The sequence below is a fragment of the Methylobacterium jeotgali genome (assembly GCF_022179345.1).
GTDB classification, from domain to species: domain Bacteria; phylum Pseudomonadota; class Alphaproteobacteria; order Rhizobiales; family Beijerinckiaceae; genus Methylobacterium; species Methylobacterium jeotgali.
In genome coordinates this window covers 40,296-60,904 of the sequence record NZ_BPQR01000062.1, presented here as the reverse complement: position 1 = coordinate 60,904, position 20,609 = coordinate 40,296, and the positions used below count along the sequence as shown (strand labels likewise).

Sequence of the window (20,609 nt, the reverse complement as noted above, 5' to 3'; positions counted from 1 at the left end):
GTGTCCTCCGTGAGCATCGTCGGGCCGACCCGGGGATTTATGGTTGGTGAAGGTTAACAATGACTTCCGGCAGAGGCGGAAGTTCGTGCGACAACCCTGCATGGGGCGCGGCTGATCTCGTTCGCGCAGGCGAAATTCCTTCGTAGCCCGAAGCCTTTGCTTGCGGAGGATTCGGACCGGTGCCGGGCCGCGTCAGGCGGCGCGGGCCTGCGGCGCGAGCCCGCCGAGAAGCGTCTCCAGCTCCTCGGGCCGGAACGGCTTGTCGAGCTGGAGGAACTGCCGGGCGGAGGCCGGCAGCCGGCCGTGGGGGCTCGCCAGCACGACGCGGATGCCGGGATGGCGCTCGACGACGGTCGCGGCGAGCTGCAGGCCGGTCATGACCGGCATCGCCTGGTCGGCGATCATCGCGTCGTAGGCGGCGTTCTCGGCGAGAAGCGCGAGGGCGTGCCCGCCGGAGCCCGCCTGGACGACGGTGTGGCCGAGATCGGCCAGCGCCTCGGCGAGGCTCGCCCGGACGAGGCCGTCGCTCTCGACGAGGAGGATGCGCAGACGGCGCGCGTCCGCGGCCGCCGGCGCGGGGGCGGGGAGCGCCGCGTGAGGCGCCGCCGGAAGCCAGATCTCGGCGAGGAACGAGGCGCCGTCGGTCCCGTCGGAGACGACCTGCCAGCCGATGTCGTGCTCCGCCAGGAGCCGCGCCGCCGTCTCGAGAGCGGCGGAGCCGGGGCTCGGAGGCGGCGCGTCGGCCGGCGGGCGCCCGCCGGCCAGGAGCAGCCGGACGTAGGACCCGGCGGGCAGGCCGAGCGCCGGCGGCTCGTCCGCGCCATGGGCGGCGGCGCCCACCGCGAAGCCCGGCAGGCCGAGGTCGCGGACATGGACGGCGACGTTGAGCAGCACGACCTCGAGGAGGCGCTCGCCGCACAGGATCCGGGGCAGGCCGGCGGGCACGCGCTCGATCGTCGGCGCCCCCCGCATCACGTTGGCCTGGAGGAAGGGCAGCAGCGCGGCCAGCGTGCCGGCGAGGTCGCATTCGCCGGGGCCGTCGCCCGCGCCGCGCACCAGGCTCAGCATGCGCCGGGTGAGCGCCGCGCCCCGCAGGCCCCCGGCGATGGCCCCCTCGACGAGGCGCGCCTGCTCGGCATCGAGCCCCGGGCGGCGCCTGAGGACGCCGAGATTGGCGAGAACGATGGTCAGGACGTCGTTGAAGTCGTGGACGATCCCGTCCGTGACCCGGCGGAGCACGGCGTTGCGGCGGCGCTCGTTGAGCCCGTGGGCGGGATCGGACGCGTCGTCCTCCGGCAGTTCCCGGCTGAGGGCGTGGACCCTCGGCGGCCCGCCGACGCTCGCATCGCTCCCGCCGAGGAAGCGCATCAGCACCCGGCGCGGCGGCGCCCCGCCCAGGCCGCGGGTGCGCAGGACGACGTCGTGGGGCTCGTCCGAGGCGAGGGCGGCCCGCATGGTGAGGTCGATGAGGGGATGGTCCTCCGGATCGAAGCGCGCGGCGAGGTCGGCGAGGGCGCCGGCCCGGTCCGAGGCTCCGGCGGCGTCCCGGTCCGACCAGAGGATCTGGCGCGTCTCCGGATCGATCTCCCAGCAGGTCCAGCCCGACATGCTCTCGAAGCTGCGCAGCCGTCCCCGGATGCGATCGAGGCCGGTGCCGGCACTGGCGAGCAGCGCGCCGGAGCGCCGGTCGCGGCCGGCGACGCTGTGGGTGAGGCGGTCGATCTCCTCGACCGGCGAGGCGGGGGGCCCCTCGCCGGCCTCCGCCTCCTCGGCGAGCCGGGCGAGCGGTCGGGCGGCCCGCGCCCCGAGGCCGTAGCCGATCCCGCCGGCGACCAGGACGAGGACGAGCCCGAACCCGAGGGCGCGGGGGCCCGGCACCAGGGAGGGCGCCGCGACGGCGGGTCCCTCGGCCGAGACGAGCCAGCCGGGATTGGCGAGGTCGCGGGCCCCGCGGGTCGGCGCGGCGGCCTGGGCGCGGGATGCCTCTGCGCTTCCCGCATGACCGGCGCCCGCGAGCACGCGCCCGTCCGCGCCCGTCACCGTGAAGGCGACCGCGTCGGGCAGATCGAGGGCGCGGCGGACGCGGGCCTCGATCTCGGCGAAGAAGGCGGGCGTGGCCCGCAGCAGCATCCGCTCGGCGCCGGGGGCCGGGAGCGCCAGGCCGAGGGCGAAGGCGTCGCCGCCCCCCGGCGCCGCGACGACGGCGCCGGCCTCGCGGGCGCGCAGGAACCAGCCCTGGCGCGACTGGTCGGCGCCGATCCCGCGCCCGTCCCCGGTCGCGCGCACGCGGCCGTCCCCGCCCGCGAGGGTCGCGCCGCCATAGGCGGGCTTGAGGGCCAGCCAGTCGCGCAGCATCGCGGAGCGCTCGGCATCGGAGAGGGCGTGCTCGTCGGGACGCAGCAGCAGGGCGACGCCGCGGGCATCGGCGGTGGCCGCCGCCAGCCCCTCGTCGACCGCCTCGGCGAAGGTACGGGAGGCGGTGAGCACCAAGCGCTGCGCCTCGTCCCCGCCGCCCCGTCCCCCCGACGCGGCAAGCCCCAGCCAGGCCGCCCCGAAGGCGGCCGCCGCGATCCCTGCGAGCTGGGCCGCGTTCAGGAGCTTGAGCGGGATCCGGAGGCTGTCCGGCATGCGAGGTCTCCACCGCCTCGCCCGCGCGGGAGCGGAGCGAGGGCCAGCCGGACGCGGGCGTCCGAGACGGGCTTTCCGGCGAACGAGACGCCGAACTGCTTAAGGGCCGATTAATGATGCGGCGCGGGACGCCCCGCTCGAGATGGCCCGATCGGATCGTTCGCCACCGTCGATCAAGCCCCGGACGCAACCGGCATCGAAGAGATTTCTCGTTTGAAGGTTGCATACGCCGGCCGGGCCGCCGTCGCGGCTCCTCTCACCCTCGCGGCGGCCGCCTGCGCGACGAAGCCGCCCGTCGCGCCCGCCGAGCCCCCGCCGGTGATTCGCAAGGGCTGACGCCCCGCGCCACCCCGCCGTCTGGTGTCCAGGCGCCGGGCCGCGGAGGATTGTCGCGCTTCGTCTCCGGGCGAGTCCCGGGGGGGGGCGTCGCGGAGGCGGGGCTTACGGGGAGGCGGCCGCCCGGACCGGCCGCCACGGGAGACGCTGACGGTCCCACCGGGCGCTCCACGAGAGCCCGCGATCGCGGGAGGGCGCCCCGGCCCGGCGCGCAGGCCAGATCGCGCGGCCGATCGCCAGCCCGAGCCGTCGGCAGAACAGGGCGAGCCCGAGCATCCAGGCCAGCGCCGCGAGCACGGTCTGAACCAGCGTCGCGAGAAGGCCGCCGAGGACCAGGGCCGAGCGCCCCAGCAGCGTGAGCACGGCGCGGGTCCGGGGCCCGAGCCGGGCGGCGAGCCGCTCGGCGCGGGCGATCTCGGCGGGGGTATGGGCGAGCCCGAGCACCTGCACGACGCCGCGGCTGCCGATGGCGCGGTAGAGGCCGTGGACGTCGCGGCCGAGATCGCGGAAGCGGGCGAGCGCCGCCGGCCGCACCGCCGCCCCGGCGCCGAGCCGCAGGCCCGCGAGATCGAGACGCGCGCCCGCCTTGAGGGTCGCGCGCAAGGCGTCGGCGTCGATGCCGGCGCGCAGCATCCGCGTCAGGGCGGCGACGAGGGGGGCCGGCAGGCGCCCGAGCCGGCGCGCCGCCTTGAGGACGCTGAGACCGCCCCGCGCCGGGGCGCCGACGCCGCCGGCCCAGGTCGCGGCGGTCGCCGCCAGCCCCACCGCCGAGAGGCCGAGGAGCAGCGGATCGTGCGGCTCGCCGCGCAGGTAAGGCACGCCCTCCCGCAGCAGGTCGCGGACATCGCCGAGCCCGCTCACGTCGGCGGCGAGCGCGCCGGCGAGCCCGGCCGCACCCTCGGCCTGCCCGCTGACGGCCCCGCCGGCGAAATCCCGCGCGGCCCGGTAGGCCGCCCCGTCGGCGAGCGCCGCGACCCGCGCCCGGCGCTCCGCCTCGATCGGCACGCCGTGGGCGTCGGCGAGCGCCAGGAAGCTTCGGGCCAGGTCCTCGTCCTCCGCCGCCACTGCCGTGTCGATCTCCGCGCCGACCCGCTCCGGCGTCAGCACGCCGTCGAGCCGCAGGGCCGAGAGGGCGGCGGGGTCGTCGGCCGCCCGCAGCAGCCGGAAAGCGCTCGCCGCGCCGGGGAGCAGCGGCGCGGCGGTGCCGGCAAGCAGCAGTGCCGCCAGCGCCAGCGCGATCCAGGGACGGGGGGAGCGGAACGGCATCGAGGGCGGTCCCCGGCGGAAGGCTATCGACCTTCGAGATAGGAGGCTCCTCCCGTCGGAGCCAGGGGCGGGGTAGCGACCCCGCTTGACATATATCCATGTTACTTCTAACTAAATTGCAGATCGCATATAAGGTGCCGCCGTGAGCGAAGCCGAGTTCCTGTCCGCCTACGATCCCGAGGCCTTTCCGCGGCCCTCGCTCGCCGTCGACCTGGTGCTGCTGGGCCTGCGCGAGGGACGGCCCGCCGTGCTGCTGCGCCGACGGGAGGCGCATCCCCAGGCGGGGCGCTGGGCGCTGCCCGGCGGCTTCGTCGGGATCGAGGAGGGGATCGAGGCGGCCGCCCGCCGCGTGCTCGCCGAGAAGGCGGGGATCGCCTGCGCCCATCTCGAGCAGCTCTACACCTTCGGCGCGCCCGACCGGGACCCGCGGATGCGGATCGTCACGGTCGCCCATCTCGCGCTCCTCCCCGAGGACGCCTTCGCCGAGGCGCTCGACCGGGAGCGGGCGCTGACCGCCGCCATCGTCGAGGTGGCCTGGGCGGGAGAGGCGGGCGGCCCGGTCGCGGCGCTCTCGCTCCGCGAGAAGGAGCCGCTGCCGCTCGCCTTCGACCACGCCGAGATCCTGGCGATGGCCATCCTGCGCCTGCGGGGCAAGCTCGACTGGTCGGAGGTCGGCTTCGCCCTGCTGCCGGAGCGCTTCACCCTGCGCCAGCTCCAGGACGTGCACGAGGGCATCCTCGGGCATCCCCTCAACAAACCCGCCTTCCGCCGCCGGATGCTCGACCGCGGCTGGCTGGAGGCCACCGGCGAGCGCGAGGCCGGCGCCTCGTTCCGCCCGGCCGAGCTCTACCGCTTCAAGCGTCCACGCCCGTCACAGGAGGCATGACATGGCCACGATCCGCCGCTTCGGCATCCTCTCCCAGCTCCGCAGCGAGGCGAGCCGGCACATCGTGCGCTACCGCAAGGGCCGGGTGCGCGGCAGCGGGCGCGGGCTCGCCTTCTGGTTCCGGCCGGAGACCGCGAGCATCAGCGAGGTCCCCATGGACGACCGCGAGATGACTCTTTTCGTGCGCGGCCGCAGCGCGGACTTCCAGTCGATCGCGGTGCAGGGCACGATCGGCTGGCACGTCGTCGACCCGGAGCGCCTCGCGAGCCGCATCGACTTCTCGATCGACCTCGGGAGCGGGCGCCTGAGGGGCGAGCCCGTCGAGCAGATCGAGGCGCGCTTGAGCGGCATCGCCGCCCAGGCGACGCTCCAGCACCTCGGCGGCCAGCCGGTCCGCGCGCTCCTCGACGGCGGCCCCGAACCCCTGCGCCTGCGGCTCGAATCGGTGCTCGCCGCCGATCCGGCGCTGGCCGAGATCGGCGTCGCGGCGGTCTCCGTGCGGCTCACCGACCTCGCGCCGACCAAGGAGCTGGAGCGCGCCCTCCAGACCCCGACCTACGAGGCGCTCCAGGGGAAGGCCGACGAGGCCACCTTCGGCCGCCGGGCGCTCGCCGTCGAGAAGGAGCGGGCCATCGCCGAGAACGAGCTCGCCACCAGGACCGAGCTCGCCCGCCGCGAGACCGTGCTGATCGCGCAGGAGGCGCAGAACCTGCGCGAACGGGCGGCCGGCGAGGCGGAGGCCCGCGGCCTGGAGGCGGCGGCCGAGGCCGAGCGCATCCGCGCCGTCGAGGGCGCGCGGGCGGAGGCCGAGCGGGAGCGGGTCGCCACCTACCGCGACCTGCCGCCCGCCGTGCTCCTCGGACTCGCGGCGCGGGAGTTCGCGGGCAAGCTCGACACGATCGAGCACCTGACCATCAACCCGGACCTCCTCGCCGCGGTGCTCGGCGAGCTGCGCCACGCCCCGGCGCTCGCCGCCGGGCGCTAAGGCGCGAAACCTCGGACTGCTGCACCTTCGGCCATGGCCGAAAGTGCAGCGCCAGCCCGAACGGGCGCCCGCGCTCATGCGCGGAACGCCTCAGCTCCGATCCTATCGGGGCGGAGGCAGACAGAATGGAGATCTCGTCATGGCGGCGATCACCCCCCGCGCCGTGTTCGTGGTCCGGGCGACCGACTACGAGGACCTCATCGCCCGGCACGCGACGCGGGGGCAGGCGCGGTTCTTCCTGGAGAGCCGGGGCGAGGATCTCGGGGTCATCGAGGCCCGGCACGCGCGCTTCCACGCGGCACTCGCCAGGGCGCGGGCGCTGGTCCCCGCCGGCTGGCGCCAGGCGCTGGTGCAGCGGGCCGACCTCGACCGCTTCCTGTTCGCGGCCGAGGACGTGATCGTCGCGCTCGGCCAGGACGGGCTGGTGGCGAACCTCGCCAAGTATGCCGGGGGCCAGCCGGTGATCGGCGTGAACCCGCTGCCGGACCTCTACGACGGCGTGCTCGCCCGCGCCTCGGTCGATTCCCTCGCGGGCCTGCTGCCGGCGGCAGCCGCCGGCCGGGCCCGGATCGAGCGACGCACCATGGTCGAGGCCCGCATCGACCAGGGCGGCAGCCTGTTCGCCTTGAACGAGATCTTCGTCGGCCACCGCAGCCACCAGTCCGCCCGCTACCGGATCGAGGACGGGGGTCGGGCGGAGGAGCAGTCCTCGAGCGGGCTCATCGTCGCATCGGGCACGGGGGCGACGGGCTGGGCGCGCTCGATCAGCGAGGCGACGCATCTCGGGCTCTCGCTCGGGCCCGAGGAGCCGGCGGTGGGCTACTGGGTGCGCGAGCCCTTCCCGAGCCGCGGCACCGGCACGGGGTTGAGAGCAGGCAAGCTCGAGGCCGCGCCGCTTCTCGTCACCTCGCGGATGAACGAGGGCGGCGTGATCTTCGCCGACGGCATCGAGCAGGACTTCCTGCCCTTCGACTGGGGGCGGCGGGTCCGCCTCGCCCCGGCGGAGCGCACCCTCGACCTCGTGGTCGCGTAGCGGCGCGAGGCGCGGGGATCGAAACAAGCCCGAGGAGGACCGCCCCTCACCGGTTTGTAATTTCTCTAAACAAGCTCCACCAGTTTAGAATCGATATAAACTGATGGAGCCTGTCATGCCCCAGACCCTGCCCGCCTTCGTCCAGGACCTGCCGCCGCACGAGCGCGACTTCGTGCTCCAGCGGGTGCAGCCGGCCCTTCTCGGCCTGATGGACGGCTCGGTCTCGACGCTGGCGCCCCTGTTCGCGGCCGCCGGCCTCACCGGCCGGCCCTTGAGCGCCTTCTCCGTCGGGCTCGCCGCCTCCCTCGGGGCGGGCATCAGCATGGGGCTCGCGGAAGCGCTGTCCGACGACGGCGCCGTCAGCGGCCGCGGCGCGCCCCTGGGGCGCGGGTTGATCACCGGCCTCGCGACGGCGCTCGGCGGGATGCTGCACACGCTGCCCTTCCTGATCGCCAACATGAGCGTGGCGCTTCACCTCGCCTATGCCGTGGTCGTGATCGAGCTCCTGGCGATCGCCGCGATCCGCTGGCGCTACATGCGCTCGAGCCTCCCCGGCACGATCGTCCAGGTTCTCGTCGGCGGCGGTATCGTCTTCGCGGTCGGGCTCTGGCTCGGCGGCTCCGCCTGAGACGTCGTCTCAGCGCGGCCGAGGGGCCCGGCGCGCCGGCCGGCGGCGAGGCGCGTCGGCGGCGTGGACGCGGTGGCGCGGAGAGGGCGCCACGGCCGGCGGAGGGGCGGACGGGTAGTTCGAGGCGAAGGGGTTCGCCGGCACGCCGCGCGCGGTCAGGCCGACGCTGCCGCCGGGAATGCCGAACCCGGCCTGGGCCAGGGCCGAGCCCGAAAGGGCGAGGGAGAGGAGGGCGGCGAGGCCCGCGGGCGCGACGCGAGGGCGGTTCGTCACGGTGGCCTCTCCGGATCGAGCCGCGCGCGGGCGGGCCCAGGGGCACCCTGTGTCCCGCAGGCCGCCGCCCGCCGCAAGGGTCCGCGGCAGGACACGCGGGAACGGTTGGGCAAGCTCGACCGTTCTTCGGCGCCGGACCCCTGGCGTGCCGGCCGCCGACCCGAGGCCGCCGCTGGCGGGCGACACCGATGCAGGCCCTTCCCCGCTCCCTTCGCGCCGCCTGTCTCGCAGCGCTCATCGCCGGAGGCCCGGCCCTCGCCCAGACCGTTCCCCAGGCGCCGGCCCCCGCCATCGTCGAGGTGCCCGCGGAGGCCGACGAGCCCCGTCCGGGCCCGCCCCCGCCGCTGCCGGACCTGTCGGACCCGAACTCGCGCACCGGCGAGGCCCTGACGGAGCCCGGCGCGAGCTCCTCGGTCCCGAAGGCGCTGCGCAACTCCGGCTCGAAGGCGGGGGGCCCGGCCAACGACCTCAACCCCGGCGCCGAGCGCGAGGCGCCGGCCCCGCCCAAGGGCGCGCTCGGAGAGGTGCTGACCGGACGCTCGCTCTACCACGGCAACTATTGCGGCGCGGGCCAGCGGGGCGAAGGGTTGCCGGCCACCGATCTCCTCGACGCCGCCTGCATGCGCCACGACGCCTGCTACGACGCGGCCGGCTACCGGTCCTGCGCCTGCGACCGCACCCTGCGCGACGAGGCGGCCTCCGTCTCGGAGGATCCGGGCGTCGCGCCCGAGATCCGGCGCCGGGCGCTCAGCGTCTCGGAAGCCGCCGGGCTCATGGAGTGCAAGGCGCCCTGACCGCCCCCTATTCCGCCGGCACGGTGCTCTCGCCGCGCCGGTCGCTGGCCAGCAAGTAGAAGGCGAGCGCCGCGAGCCAGACCGCCAGACCGCACAGGGCGGCGGCGCCGAGCACCAGCCCGAAGCCGCCCCGGTCGTGCATCAGGGCGATCATCGGCACCACGAAGCCGCTCGCGGTGAAGCCGAGGCAGTAGCGCACCCCGAAGGCCGTCGCCCGGTGCCGGGCGGGCACGTAGCGGGCGACCATGGCGTCGTTGACGACGACCTGCCCGTAGATCGCCGCGACCGTCAGCAGCAGCCCCAGCAGCAGCGCCAGCCCTTGCGTCGCCGCGGCGAGCGCCAGCCCCGCCGGCTGGAGCACCGCGAGCCCGACGAAGATCGTCGGCAGCGACAGCCGGTCGACGAGCCGGCCCATCAGCCACTGGATCAGCGCACCGAACACGAAGACCAGGGTCGCGAGCGCGCCCATCAAGACGAGGGGCAATTCGATGCCGAGGCGCTCGTCGAGGACCTTGGGCAGGCTGATCGTGGTGAGGTTGAAGGTCATGCCGCCGGCCACCACCGCCACCGCGAACACGGCGAGCAGCGCCAGCGGGCGCCGCTGCGGGATGGTCGGCGCGGCCCCCGCGCGCCCGTCGCGGCGCTCTCCGTCGCCGGGTACCAGGGCGAGGAAGGCCGCCCCGAGGGCGAGGCAGACGAGCCCCGGCACGACGAAGGCGGCCCGCCAGCCGAAGCCGGCCGCGAGCGCCGCCGTCGCCCCGGCGGCGCTCGCCGAGCCGAGATTGCCGCAGACCGCGTTGGTGCCGAGGTCGCGGCCGAGGCGGCGGGCGTGGCTCACCAGCATCGCCGAGCCGACCGGGTGGTAGATCGCCGAGGCGATCCCGAGCACCAGGAGCCAGACGGCGAAGCCCGTCGGGCCGTTCGCCGTCGCGACCCCGAGGCAGGCGAGGCCGTAGCCGAGGAAGAACGCCGCGAGCATGGTGCGCCGCCCGAGCCGGTCGCCGAGCCAGCCCATCGGCAGCGAGCACAGGCCGAAGGCCACGAAGGCGCCTGTGGCGAGCCCGATCAGCGCGCCGTAGCCGAGCCCCGTCTGCGCGGCGATGGCGATCACCGCCGTCGGGTAGATCAGCAGCACGTAGTGGTCGAGGGCGTGCGCGGCGTTCACGAAGAGCAGCGTGCGGCGCGACAGGGTCTCGGGGCTGATGGTCGCCAGGGTCATGGCCGGCACTCGGGAGGGCGGTGCGTCCGCGCCCGACCGTCATACTTGACCCGCCCCACCATGTCGGGCCGTATTCCGGCATGATCGGGCCAACGGCACGGGATGGAGGCGGGGAGGCGCCGGCGCGCCCGCGCCGGGCCGAGGACTGCCAGGACGTGCCGCGCCCGGTGGCGGTGCTGTCGCGGGCCTACCCGGCGGGCGCCCGCACCGGATGGCACCGGCACGCCCGCGCGCAGCTCCTCCACGCCTCGACCGGGCTGACGCTGGTGAACGCCGCCGACGGCACTTGGGTGCTGCCCGCCGAGCACGCCCTCTTCATCCCGCCCTGCCTCGACCACGACGTGACCATGCACGGCCTCGTCGCGATGTGCTCGGCCTACATCGCACCGGAAGCCCTGGCGGCACCCCTGTTCGGGCCGATCTCCGGCTGCCGGGTGCTCGAGGTCTCGGGGCTGCTCGCGGCGGCGCTGACGGCGCTGGCGGAGGAGCCGGTCCTGTACGACGAGGCCGGCCGGGGCGGCCACCTCGCCGCCCTGATCCTCGACGAGATCGCCCGCGCGCCGGAGACGCCCCTGACCCTGCCGCTGCCCCGCGATCCGAGGCTCCGGCGGGTCTGCGCTGCGCTGATGGCCGATCCCGGCGCGGAGCGCGACCTCGATGCCTGGGCGGACCAGGCGGGGGCGAGCCGCCGGACGCTCACCCGCGGCTTCCGGGCCGAGACGGGCCTGAGCTTCGGCGCGTGGCGCACGCGGGCGCGGGTCCTGCGCGCCCTGGCGCTGGAGGCGGACGGTCAGGCGCCCCGCGCGGTCGCCCGCGCCGTGGGCTACGCCGACCCGCGCGGGCTCGGCCTCGCCATGCGCCGGGCGCTCGCCGCACCGCCGTGAGCGGCCTCGACGGCGCGGCCGCGATCACCGATACCGGACCGCTCGAGAGGGGTCGATGAGGGGACGAGGGCGTGGAGGCCGATGGCGCAGCTCACTGACGACTGCTTCGTCCCCGGCGCCCCGGTCCTACGCGTCGAGGAGGCCGCCGCCCTGATCGCGCAGCGCCTGCCGGTGACGGCGGGGATCGAGACCGTGCCGCTCGGGCTCGCCGACGGGCGGGTCGCCGCCGCCGACATCCATGCGCTCCACGCGGTGCCGCCCTTCGCCAACTCCGCCGTCGACGGCTACGCCGTGCGCCATGCCGACCTCGCGCCGGAAGGTCCGACGCGGCTTCCCGTCACCGGGCGGCTGCCCGCCGGAGCCCAAGCGGGGGAGGGCGCCGTGTGGCCCGGCGCGGTGCGCATCTTCACCGGCGCCGCCCTGCCGCCCGGCGCCGACACGGTGTTCATGCAGGAGGACGTCACGCTGGACGGCGACCGGGTGAGCCTGCCCCCTGGCCTTATCCGCGGCGCCAACGCCCGCGCGGGCGGCGAGGATGCGGGGGAGGGCGCCCTCGTCATCCCGCAGGGCCGGCGCCTGCGCCCCCAGGACCTGGCGCTCGCCGCCGCGAGCGGCCACGACCGCCTGCCCGTGCGCCGGCGGCTGCGGGTGGCGGTGTTCTCCACCGGCGACGAGCTCACCGAGCCCGGCCGGCCGCTGGCGCCGGGTGCGATCCACGACTCGAACCGGGTGATGATCGCCGCGCTGCTGGCGCGCCTCGGCGCCGAGGTCGCCGATCTCGGCATCCTGCGCGACGCGCCCGCGGCGCTCGCCGCGCGCCTCTCGGAGGCTGCGGCCGGCCACGACCTCGTCCTCACCTCCGGCGGCGTCTCGGTGGGGGAGGAGGACCATGTCCGCGGGGCGGTCGAGGCCGTCGGACGGCTGGCGTTCTGGCGGCTGGCGATCAAGCCCGGCCGGCCCGTGGCCATGGGGATCGTCGCCGGCACGCCCTTCGTCGGGCTGCCCGGCAACCCGGTCGCGGCCTACGTCACCCTCGCCTTCGTGGTCGGGCCGCTGCTGGCCCGCCTCGGCGGTGCCCTCTACACGGCGCCGGAGGGCCAGCCCGTGCGCGCCGTCTTCGGCCTGCGCAAGCGGCCCGGCCGCCGCGAGTTTTTACGCGCAAGCTTGCGGACGGGTTTGGACGGGCTGCCCGAGCTGCACCGCTTCCCCCGGGATGGCTCCGCGCTCCTGTCCTCGCTGACGGAGAGCGACGGGCTCGCCGAGATCCCCGACGAGGCCACGCGGATCGAGCCCGGCGCGATACTGCGCTTCCACCCCTACGGGCTGCTCTGGTAGGCGCGCATCACGCCTTCAGCACGGGCTGGGCGACCTCGCCGGGGCCGCGCATGGCGAGGTAGTCCGGCTGGAACAGGCACATGCGCACGGCGTCGCGGTAGCGGCCGTTGACGAAGAACTCGTCCTTGAGGACGCCCTCGGAGCGGAAGCCACAGCTCTCGTAGATGCCGGCCGCGCGGGCGTTGTCACCATCCACGTGCAGGTAGAGCTTGTGGATGTTGAGCACCTTGAAGGCGTAGTCGATGGCGATGCGCGTCGCCGCCCGCGCGTAGCCCCGGCCCTGGAAGGCCGGGTGGACCGCGATCTGGAACTCGCAGCGCCGGTGCAGGTGGTTGATCTCCACGAGCTCGACGAGGCCCGCCGCCTCGTTGGCGCCGGTCGCGATGATGAAGCGCCGCTCGGTCTGGTTGTGGATGTTGCGCTCGTAGAGCTGCGACAGCTCGGCGAAGGACTCGTAGGCCTCCTCGAACCAGTAGCGCATGATGCTGTCGTTGTTGTTGAGCTGGTGGACGAAGAGCAGGTCCTCCCGCTCCAGCGGCCGCAGCTTGACCCCCGCCTCGACGACCTTGGCGCTCGACGGGCGCGTCACCGGCGCTCGGCCTTGCGGGCCGTGTGGAAGGCGAGCCCGATGCCGGCGGCGATCATCTCGGTGGCGAGCTTGCGCTCGCCCGCGGGGAGGTCGAGCATCGGCGAGCGCAGGGCCTCGCCGATGATGCGGTTGCGCAGGTCGGTCAGCTCGCCCTCGCGGTCGGGGCCGATGGCCAGGCTCAGCTCCTGCACCACCTGCCGCAGGGCCTCGATGAGCCCGACGCGCACCACGTCGCTCTGTCCGATGGTCGGGCGGGGCGCCCCGCTCGTCGCGTCCATGGTCGCGTCCTCCGGCGTTGAGCCTCAAGCGGCAGCGTTGTGCGGCGCCGCGCCGATCCGGTCAATCGGGACGGATGCAGGGCCGCGATGCGGGGGAGGGCGTCCCGAGCGCGTCCCGAGCGGGTCCCTTGGGCATCCCTTGGCGGAGCGTTAACCTTGATTGTGTACTAAGATCGGCAATTCGGCCGCGTCCCGCCGCCCCGAGCCCGCCCGCCGGGCCGATTTGCGGCTATGGTGGAGCCCGAGACACAGCCGGCCCCGTGGCCGCGCGGGAAGACCGATCCGATGGCCACCCTGCTCCCCACCGTGACGATCGCGCCGATCGCCGGCGACGACATCCTCGACGCGGCCGAGCACGCCGCGGCGGTGACGGTCCGCGGCACCACTACCGGCCTTGGGGACGGGACAGCCCTCTCCCTCTCGCTCGCCGGCACGACCTACGCCGTGACGGTGACGGGCGGCGTCTGGAGCGTCAGCGTCCCGGCCGCGGCGGTGGCGCGCCTGTCGGGCGGCGTCTCGCCCTACCGGGTCGAGGCGCTGGTGACGGACGCGGAAGGCCAGACGGCGAGCGCCGGGCGCGATCTCGCCCTCGACCTCACCGCCGACGCGGGCGCCCTCGCGAGCCTCGCGGTCGGCATCACCCCGGACCGGATCGTCAACGCGGTCGAATCCGTGTCCGTGCCCTTCCACGTCGGGGGCCTCGACGCCGACGCCACCGCGGTCGCGCGCTTCAGCGACGGCACCCATGTCACGGAGGTCGCGGTCGGCGCCGACGGCAGCTACCGGGCCGACCTCTCGGGCTTCGACGGACCCGTCGCGGCCACGCTCCGCATCACCGACCGGGCCGGCAACACCGCCTCGGCCGCGGGCAACACCATCCTCGTCGACCCGAAGGCGCCGGAGACCTACGCGCCGGACGGCCCCGGCGCGCCCCGCGTCGCGCTGGCCCACGACACCGGCCTCCCGGGCGACCGCATCACCTCCGACGCCGCGCTGACGATCCTCACGGACGGGACCGGGGCCGCCCTCGTGACCCTCGTCGACGGCCGGCCGGTCGCCGCCTACGACCCCGCGGCGCTGGCGGACGGGGCGCATACCGTCTCGGTGACGCCGCTGGACGCGCAGGGCCGCGCCCTCTCGGCCGGCACCATCGCCTTCACCCTCGACCGGGCGGCCCCGCAGGTGGCCATCGACGGCGCGAGCGGTGGGACGTCCGCCGCCCGCCACGTCCTGTCCGGCAGCGTCGGTGCGGAGGATGCCGGCGCCACCGTCACGATCCGCGACCACGGCACGGTGATCGGCACCGCGACCGCCGACACGCAGGGGCACTGGAGCCTCGGCCTCACCGCCGGCGACGGCCCCCGCCACGACTACGCCTTCACCGCCACCGCGATCGACGCCGCCGGCAATGCCGGCGCCAGCGACGTCTTCGACTTCGCCCTCGACTTCACGGCCAACCGCACGGCCTTCGGCGCGGTGAGCCACGATGCGGGGAGCGCCGCGGGCGCGATCGTCACCCTCTACGACGCCCTCCTCGACCGGGCGCCCGACGCGCTGGGCTTCGAGGGCTGGCTCGACGCGAACCTCTCGCCGCGGGAGCTCGCCGCGCGCATCCTCGCCTCCGGGGAGTTCCAGGCGGAGGCTGGCGCGGGCGGGCGGAGCGACGCCGGCTTCGTCGGCCATCTCTACGAGACCGCCCTGCACCGGGAGGGCGGCACGGCCGAGATCGCCCACTGGACGGACCTCATCGCCCACGGCGCCTCCCGCGCCGACGTGGCGGTCGGCATCGCCTTCTCGGTGGAGAACCGGGCGGGGATCGAGAGCGTCTTCCGTGCCGGCGTCTACGTGCCGGATGCCGAGGCCGCCGAGGTCGCCCGCCTCTATCACGGCCTGCTCGAGCGGGCGCCGGACGCCGCCGGGCTCGCGGGCTTCACCGCCGTCCTGCACGGAGGCGGCAGCGTCGCGGGCGTGGCCGAGGCGATGCTCGCCTCGCGGGAGTACGGCGCCCTGCATCCGACGCGGCCGGGCGACGCCGCCTTCGTCGCGGGGCTCTACGAGGAGGCACTCGGCCGCGCCCCCGATGCGACGGGCGCCGCCCATTGGGCGGACGCGCTGGCCCACGGCGCGGCGCGGGGTGCGGTGGCCGCGGCCATCGCCGAAAGCCCCGAGGCGGCGCTGCATCTCGTCGGCCGCATCGAGGCTGGCTGGCACCTCGCCGCCTGAGCCTCGCCGCCTACGCCCCGTCGAAGCGCGCGATCCTCTCCGAAAGGTCGGTGAGCGCCGCCCGGAGCCTCGGGACGGCGTGATCGACGAAGGCCCGCAGCGCCCGGTTCCGTCGCGGGATCGGGTGGAAGACGAGATGGACCGGCACCGGCGCCGGCTCGAAGCCGCGCAGCAGCGGCACGAGATGGCCCGCCGCGAGGGGCTCGACCACCTGATAGGCCATGACGCGGCAGAGGCCGCCGCCCCGGACCGCGGCGTCGATGGCCGCGCCCGCGCTGTTGAGGGCGATGCGGGGCCCCACCGTCCGCGACAGGGGCCGCCGCCGATCCGACGCGCCGTCGGAAAAATGCCAGATCTCGCGCGCGAGCCCGTCCTCGGTGCCGAGGCAGGCGTGCCGGTCGAGATCGCCCGGCGTCGCGGGCGCGCCCGAGCGGGCGAGGTAGTCCGGCGCCGCGCAGACGAGCCGGCGCATCTCGCCGAGCCGCACCGCGACGAGCCCGGAATCCGGCAGCGGCGCGAGGCGGACCGCCGCGTCCACGCCCTCCTCGACGAGGTTCACGACCCGGTCGAGGAGGAGCACCCGCGCCCCGACGGCGGGATGCGCCTCGAGGAAGCTCTCGACCGCCGGCATCACCACCCTGCGCCCGAACAGCGTCGGCGCGGTGAGCGCGATCCGGCCCTCGATCCGGGCGTCGCCCGCACCGGCCTCCTCCGCCTCGGCGAGCTCGGCCAGCACGTTCCGGTAGAGGGCGACCTGGCGCTCGCCCCGCTCGGTCAGGCGCAGGGCCCGGGTCGAGCGATGTAGCAGCCGCTCGCCGAGGCGCGCCTCCAGCATCGCTACGGCGCGGGTGACGCTGGCCGGCGACAGCCCGAGCCGGCGCGCGGCCGCCGCGAGCGAGCCCTCCTCGACCACCGCCACGAAGGCGGCCATGGCATCGAGCCGATCCATCGTTTCAGATCCTGAAATCCTGGCTTGCAGCCTGCGGGACTTATTGCGGAGCGCGCGGAAATCTACCTCGGGGCTCGTTCCAGACGCGGGAAGGCGGCGGCCATGACGGCGATTCCGAACCATCCGATGCGGCGCACGGTGCTCGCGTCCCTCGGCCTCGCCGCGACGCTGCTCGCGATCCGGCCCGCCGGATCGGAGGGCCGCCCCCAGGCATCGAAGGAGGTTTCCATGACGGTCCGCTACGCCACGCAAGCCGTGGGCGATGTCGGCGTGTTCTACCGCGAGGCCGGGCCCCGCGACGCGCCGCTCCTGCTGCTGCTGCACGGCTTCCCGACCTCGGGCCACATGTTCCGGGACCTGATCCCGCGTCTCGCCGACCGCTACCGGGTGATCGCGCCGGACCTGCCCGGCTTCGGCAACACGCTCGCGCCGCCGCGGGCGCAGTTCGCCTACACGTTCGACCGCCTCGCCGAGGTGATCGAGGGCTTCGTCGACGCGCTCGGGCTGACGCGCTACGCCCTCTACGTCTTCGACTACGGCGCGCCCACAGGCCTGCGGCTCGCGATGCGCCGGCCGGAGCGGGTGACGGCGATCGTCACCCAGAACGGCAACGCCTATGCCGAGGGCCTGAGCCGGGAGTGGGAGCCCTGGCAGGCCTACTGGCGCGACCCGAGCCCGGAGCGGCGCGAGGCCTGCCGGGCCTCGCTCTCCGACGCGGCGATCCGCGTGCAGTACGAGCACGGCGCGCCGAAGGGGCTCGTGTCGCCGGACGGGATGGCCCTCGACCGGCACTTCATGCGCCGGCCGGAGGCCGAGGAGATCCAGCTCGACCTGATCCTCGATTACCGCTCGAACGTGGCGCTCTACCCGAAGTTTCAGGACTACTTCCGGGCGCAGAGGCCGCCGCTGCTGGCGGTCTGGGGGCGCAACGACCCGTTCTTCCTGCCCGCCGGCGCCGAGGCCTACCGGCGCGACCTGCCGGAGGCCGAAGTCCATCTCCTCGACACCGGCCACTTCGCCCTGGAGACGCACCACGCCGAGATCGCGGGGCTGATGCGCGACTTCCTGGGGCGGACGATGGCGCGGGACTGAAAGGGGGGAGCGGCGGCTTCACCCCGTCGCCCGTCGGTGGCAAGGCTTGCCCCATGCCGCCGACCCGCCGGTCCCTTCTCCTCGCCGCGGCCGCCCTCGCGGCCCGGCCCGCCCGCGCCGCCTCGGAGGACCGGCCGGTCGTGCCCCTCTGGCCGGCCGGCCCGCCGGGCGGGGGCGGTCCGGCCGGGCCGCTCGAGACCGACGACCGGGGGGCGATCCGCAGCATCGCCGCGCCGAGCCTGGAGGTGTTCGTGCCCGCCCGGCCGAACGGCGCGGCCGTCCTCGTGGCGGCCGGCGGCGGATACCGGCGCATCGAGGTCGAGCGGGAGGCGCGCCCCGCCGCCCGCTGGCTCGCCGAGCGCGGCATCGCCGCCTTCGTCCTCGCCTACCGCCTGCCGCGGGAAGGCTGGCAGGCCGGCCCGATGGCGCCGCTCCAGGACGCGCAGCGCGCCCTGCGCCTGATCCGGGCCGGGACCGCCCGCGCCGGGATCGATCCGGAGCGCGTCGGCGTCCTCGGCTTCTCGGCGGGCGGACACCTGATGGGCCTCGCCGCAGCGCGCTCCGGCTTGCGCTCCTATGCGCCCGTCGACGCCGCGGATGCCGGCTCCGCCCGGCCCGCCGCGGCGGCGCTGATCTATCCGATCGTCACCCTGGAGCCGCCCTACGACCGCAGCTCGACGCGGGTGCAGCTCGTCGGGCGCCATCCGGGCGCCGCGGCGAGCGCGGAGTGGTCGGTCGAGACGCATGTCGGGCCGCGCTGCCCGCCGGTGTTCCTGGCCCAGGCCAAGGACGATCCGATCTCCGACGTCGCCAACAGCCGGATCATGGCCGAGGCCTGCCGCCGCGCCGGGGTCCCGGTGGACCTGCACGTCGTCGCGAGCGGCGGCCACGGCTTCGGCATGGGCCACCCCGGCACGGCGAGCGCGGACTGGCCCTCTTGGTACGAGGCATGGCTGCGGGCGAGGGGCTTCCTGACCTGAGCCCGCCGGCCGGAGCCTACGGCGCCAGCCGGGCGAGCCGGTCGAGGAGGGCGCGGTCGTGGAGGAGGGCCATGCGCTCCTTCGGGGCGGCGATCCAGGCGCGGGCCTCGGAGAGCGTCTCGGCCTCGACGATCTTGGCCTGGGCGAGGACGTGCTCCGTCTCCACGGCGCCGCGGGGACGGCTCTCGGCGGCGGGCAGCATCCGGGCATGCGCCTCGGCGAGCGCCCGGTCGGCGTGGAGCGCTTCCAGCGCGTCGGCCTCGTCGAGGCACCGCGCCGCGTTCTCGGCGGCGAGCGTTCCGGCCCGCGTTAGGACGGCGGGGGGCTCGCGCTCCTCGGGGATCATCAGGAGCCCAGCCCGCTTGAGGGCGAGGCCGAGCCCGAGCTGTCCGCTCGCCCAGGAGATCGGGATCGCGAAGACGAGGCCGAGGATGGTCGGCGACATCCAGAGGAAGAGCGAGGTGGCGATGGCGAAGGCCGAGACGCCGGCCACGATCCCCAGCACCATGTGCCAGCGGTGCCGACGCACGATATCGGCGAAGGGAATCGAGCCGTCGTCGCGGCGCTGCGGGTTCCAGCCGGTGTCGCGCCCGGCGAGGATCTGGAACACCGAGCCCGACTGGATCAGCATGGCGATCGGAGCGATCAGCGCCGAGAGCAGGATCTCGATGAGGCAGGAGAGGACGAGGCGCAGGCCGCCCCCGCAGGCCCGCCGCACCGGCCCGTCGAGGAGGGCGAGGACGAGGCCCAAGAACTTCGGCGCCAGCAGCACGCCCATGGTCAGCCCGAAGAGCTGGAGCGCGCGGACCGCGTCGAACCGGGGGAAGACCGGGTAGAGGCCGAACTCGGAGGTGAAGTACTCCGGCTTCACGAAGGCGGTCTGGGCGACGAGCGCCAGACCGATGAGGAGCTGCGCGGCCCAGAGCGGGGAGGCAACGTAGCCGGCGATGCCCGTGGCGAAGTGCTGGCGGGAGGCGAGCTTCAAGCCCGCCGCGCCGATGATCCGGGCGTGCTGGAGGTTGCCCTGCGCCCAGCGCCGGTCGCGCACGGCCACGTCGATGAGCGAGGGCGGGCTCTCCTCGTAGGAGCCGGGAAGCCCGGGCAGCATGCGCACGCCCCAGCCGGCGCGGGCGATCAGCGCCGCCTCCACGAAGTCGTGGCTGAGCACGTGGCCGCCGAAGGGGGGCTTGCCCCCGAGGTCCGGCAGGCCGCAAGCCTCGGCGAAGGCGCGGGTGCGGATGATGGCGTTGTGGCCCCAGTAGTTCGCCGTGCGGCCCGACCAGGCCGAGAGACCCGTGGCGATGATCGGCCCGTAGATGCGCCCGGCGAACTGCTGGACGCGGGCGAAGAGCGTGTTGCGGTTCACGATGAGCGGCAGGGACTGGACGATGCCGGCATCCGGGTCCGCCTCCATCGCCGCGGTGAGGCCGAGGATGCATTCGGGGGTGAGCAGGCTGTCGGCGTCGAGGACCAGCATGTGATCGTAGGCCCCGCCCCAGCGGGTGACGAAGTCGGCGATGTTGCCGGCCTTGCGGTGGTGGTTGCGCCGCCGGTGCCGGTAGTAGAGCCGCGCGCCGTCTCCCAGGCGCTCGCGGAGCGCCAGGAAGGCCCGCTCCTCGGCGACCCAGGCGTCGGGGGAGGTGGAATCAGAGAGGACGAACCAGTCGAAATGGGCGCCGAGCCCGCTCGCCGCGATGCCCTCGTGCATGGCCTGAAGCGCCGCGAAGACCCGCGCCGTGCCCTCGTTGTAGACGGGCATCACCACCGCCGTGCGGGTCGAGAGCCCGGACGGCAGGGGATCGGGGGCGGCGCGGCGCAGGACACCGGGGAGCAGCACCAGGAAGCCCAGCACCGCCCCGGCGAAGGCCAGCGCGATCCAGGAGAAGTTCAGGGTGAAGAGCGCGAGCAAGGCGTATTGCAGCGCGCTGACGCCACCGGAGACCGACACCACCTGGTACATCTGCCAAGCGCCGTAGGCGGTGAGCAGAGCGGCAAGCCCGAACACGAGGAGCCGCTGCGCCCAGGGCGCGGCGTGGCGGACGCCCGGCCTGTGGGCGGTCGCGGGGTCGAAGCGGGCGAGATCCTGCACCGGCATGGCGAGCGGCGCCTCCGGGGGCAGGGCGTCGCGGAACGGCAGGGCCGATCCGGAACGGATCTCCGCCGCGGGGGTCTCGCGGGTGTCCTGGCGGGAAAGATCCAAGCCTCTGCTCCTCTCGGGCCCCGCCGGCGCG

18 protein-coding genes are annotated in these 20,609 nt (G+C 75.3%); 10 read left to right on the top strand and 8 right to left on the bottom strand.

Features of this window, described 5'->3' with window-relative positions:
- Positions 1–192 precede the first annotated feature (192 nt).
- Positions 193–2,628: a response regulator gene (locus MFF04_RS17570; RefSeq protein WP_238277680.1), complete on the bottom strand. Its 2,436-nt coding sequence runs from the start codon at positions 2,626–2,628 to the stop codon at positions 193–195.
- 441 nt (positions 2,629–3,069) lie between these two features.
- Positions 3,070–4,230 (bottom strand): hypothetical protein, encoded by a 1,161-nt coding sequence (locus MFF04_RS17565; protein ID WP_238277678.1) that lies wholly within the window; start codon positions 4,228–4,230, stop codon positions 3,070–3,072.
- Positions 4,231–4,372: 142 nt separating this feature from the next.
- On the opposite strand from MFF04_RS17565, the gene MFF04_RS17560 reads away from it, so the two are divergent.
- From MFF04_RS17560 to MFF04_RS17545, 4 genes are all read left to right on the top strand, one after another.
- On the top strand, positions 4,373–5,116 hold the full coding sequence (locus MFF04_RS17560) for an NUDIX hydrolase (protein ID WP_238277676.1): 744 nt from the start codon (positions 4,373–4,375) through the stop codon (positions 5,114–5,116).
- Position 5,117: 1 nt separating this feature from the next.
- Positions 5,118–6,101: an SPFH domain-containing protein gene (locus MFF04_RS17555; RefSeq protein ID WP_238277674.1), complete on the top strand. Its 984-nt coding sequence runs from the start codon at positions 5,118–5,120 to the stop codon at positions 6,099–6,101.
- A gap of 139 nt (positions 6,102–6,240) precedes the next feature.
- Positions 6,241–7,134, top strand: a complete 894-nt coding sequence (locus MFF04_RS17550) for an NAD(+)/NADH kinase (protein ID WP_238277672.1) — start codon at positions 6,241–6,243, stop codon at positions 7,132–7,134.
- Positions 7,135–7,249: 115 nt separating this feature from the next.
- A complete protein-coding gene (locus MFF04_RS17545) occupies positions 7,250–7,762 on the top strand; it encodes a VIT1/CCC1 transporter family protein (protein WP_238277670.1) in 513 nt (170 codons plus the stop codon).
- A 9-nt stretch (positions 7,763–7,771) separates the two neighbouring features.
- On the opposite strand, the gene MFF04_RS17540 is transcribed toward MFF04_RS17545, so the two are convergent.
- Positions 7,772–8,035, bottom strand: a complete 264-nt coding sequence (locus MFF04_RS17540) for a hypothetical protein (RefSeq protein WP_238277668.1) — start codon at positions 8,033–8,035, stop codon at positions 7,772–7,774.
- A 188-nt stretch (positions 8,036–8,223) separates the two neighbouring features.
- Between MFF04_RS17540 and MFF04_RS17535 the strand changes: the two genes are divergently transcribed.
- The gene (locus MFF04_RS17535) at positions 8,224–8,829 is read left to right on the top strand and encodes a phospholipase A2 family protein (protein ID WP_238277666.1); all 606 of its coding nucleotides are present in this window, start codon (positions 8,224–8,226) and stop codon (positions 8,827–8,829) included.
- A 7-nt stretch (positions 8,830–8,836) separates the two neighbouring features.
- On the opposite strand, the gene MFF04_RS17530 is transcribed toward MFF04_RS17535, so the two are convergent.
- Positions 8,837–10,033: an MFS transporter gene (locus MFF04_RS17530; RefSeq protein WP_238277708.1), complete on the bottom strand. Its 1,197-nt coding sequence runs from the start codon at positions 10,031–10,033 to the stop codon at positions 8,837–8,839.
- Positions 10,034–10,203: 170 nt separating this feature from the next.
- On the opposite strand from MFF04_RS17530, the gene MFF04_RS17525 reads away from it, so the two are divergent.
- Positions 10,204–10,932, top strand: a complete 729-nt coding sequence (locus MFF04_RS17525) for an AraC family transcriptional regulator (RefSeq protein WP_306424002.1) — start codon at positions 10,204–10,206, stop codon at positions 10,930–10,932.
- An 81-nt stretch (positions 10,933–11,013) separates the two neighbouring features.
- Positions 11,014–12,267, top strand: coding sequence for a molybdopterin molybdotransferase MoeA (locus MFF04_RS17520; RefSeq protein WP_238277663.1), 1,254 nt, complete (start codon positions 11,014–11,016; stop codon positions 12,265–12,267).
- A gap of 7 nt (positions 12,268–12,274) precedes the next feature.
- On the opposite strand, the gene speG is transcribed toward MFF04_RS17520, so the two are convergent.
- Both speG and MFF04_RS17510 read right to left on the bottom strand, forming a co-directional pair.
- Positions 12,275–12,856 carry a spermidine N1-acetyltransferase gene (gene speG / locus MFF04_RS17515; protein WP_238277661.1) on the bottom strand — a complete coding sequence of 194 codons (582 nt, stop codon included), beginning with the start codon at positions 12,854–12,856 and terminating at the stop codon, positions 12,275–12,277.
- Positions 12,853–13,134, bottom strand: a complete 282-nt coding sequence (locus tag MFF04_RS17510; protein ID WP_238277659.1) for a hypothetical protein — start codon at positions 13,132–13,134, stop codon at positions 12,853–12,855. The genes speG and MFF04_RS17510 overlap by 4 nt, the downstream gene beginning before the upstream one ends.
- 285 nt (positions 13,135–13,419) lie before the next feature.
- Here MFF04_RS17510 and MFF04_RS17505 point away from each other — a divergent pair, with 285 nt between their 5' ends.
- On the top strand, positions 13,420–15,357 hold the full coding sequence (locus MFF04_RS17505; RefSeq protein ID WP_238277657.1) for a DUF4214 domain-containing protein: 1,938 nt from the start codon (positions 13,420–13,422) through the stop codon (positions 15,355–15,357).
- Positions 15,358–15,367: 10 nt separating this feature from the next.
- On the opposite strand, the gene MFF04_RS17500 is transcribed toward MFF04_RS17505, so the two are convergent.
- Complete coding sequence (locus MFF04_RS17500; RefSeq protein ID WP_238277655.1) at positions 15,368–16,306, bottom strand: LysR family transcriptional regulator; 939 nt, start codon at positions 16,304–16,306, stop codon at positions 15,368–15,370.
- A 228-nt stretch (positions 16,307–16,534) separates the two neighbouring features.
- On the opposite strand from MFF04_RS17500, the gene MFF04_RS17495 reads away from it, so the two are divergent.
- The gene (locus tag MFF04_RS17495) at positions 16,535–17,398 is read left to right on the top strand and encodes an alpha/beta fold hydrolase (RefSeq protein ID WP_238277707.1); all 864 of its coding nucleotides are present in this window, start codon (positions 16,535–16,537) and stop codon (positions 17,396–17,398) included.
- Positions 17,399–17,451: 53 nt separating this feature from the next.
- A complete protein-coding gene (locus MFF04_RS17490) occupies positions 17,452–18,378 on the top strand; it encodes an alpha/beta hydrolase (RefSeq protein WP_238277653.1) in 927 nt (308 codons plus the stop codon).
- Between the two features lie 16 nt (positions 18,379–18,394).
- Here the strand turns inward: MFF04_RS17490 and mdoH are convergent, their stop codons facing one another.
- Complete coding sequence (gene mdoH, locus MFF04_RS17485; protein ID WP_283206386.1) at positions 18,395–20,533, bottom strand: glucans biosynthesis glucosyltransferase MdoH; 2,139 nt, start codon at positions 20,531–20,533, stop codon at positions 18,395–18,397.
- Between the last annotated feature and the right edge of the window lie 76 nt (positions 20,534–20,609).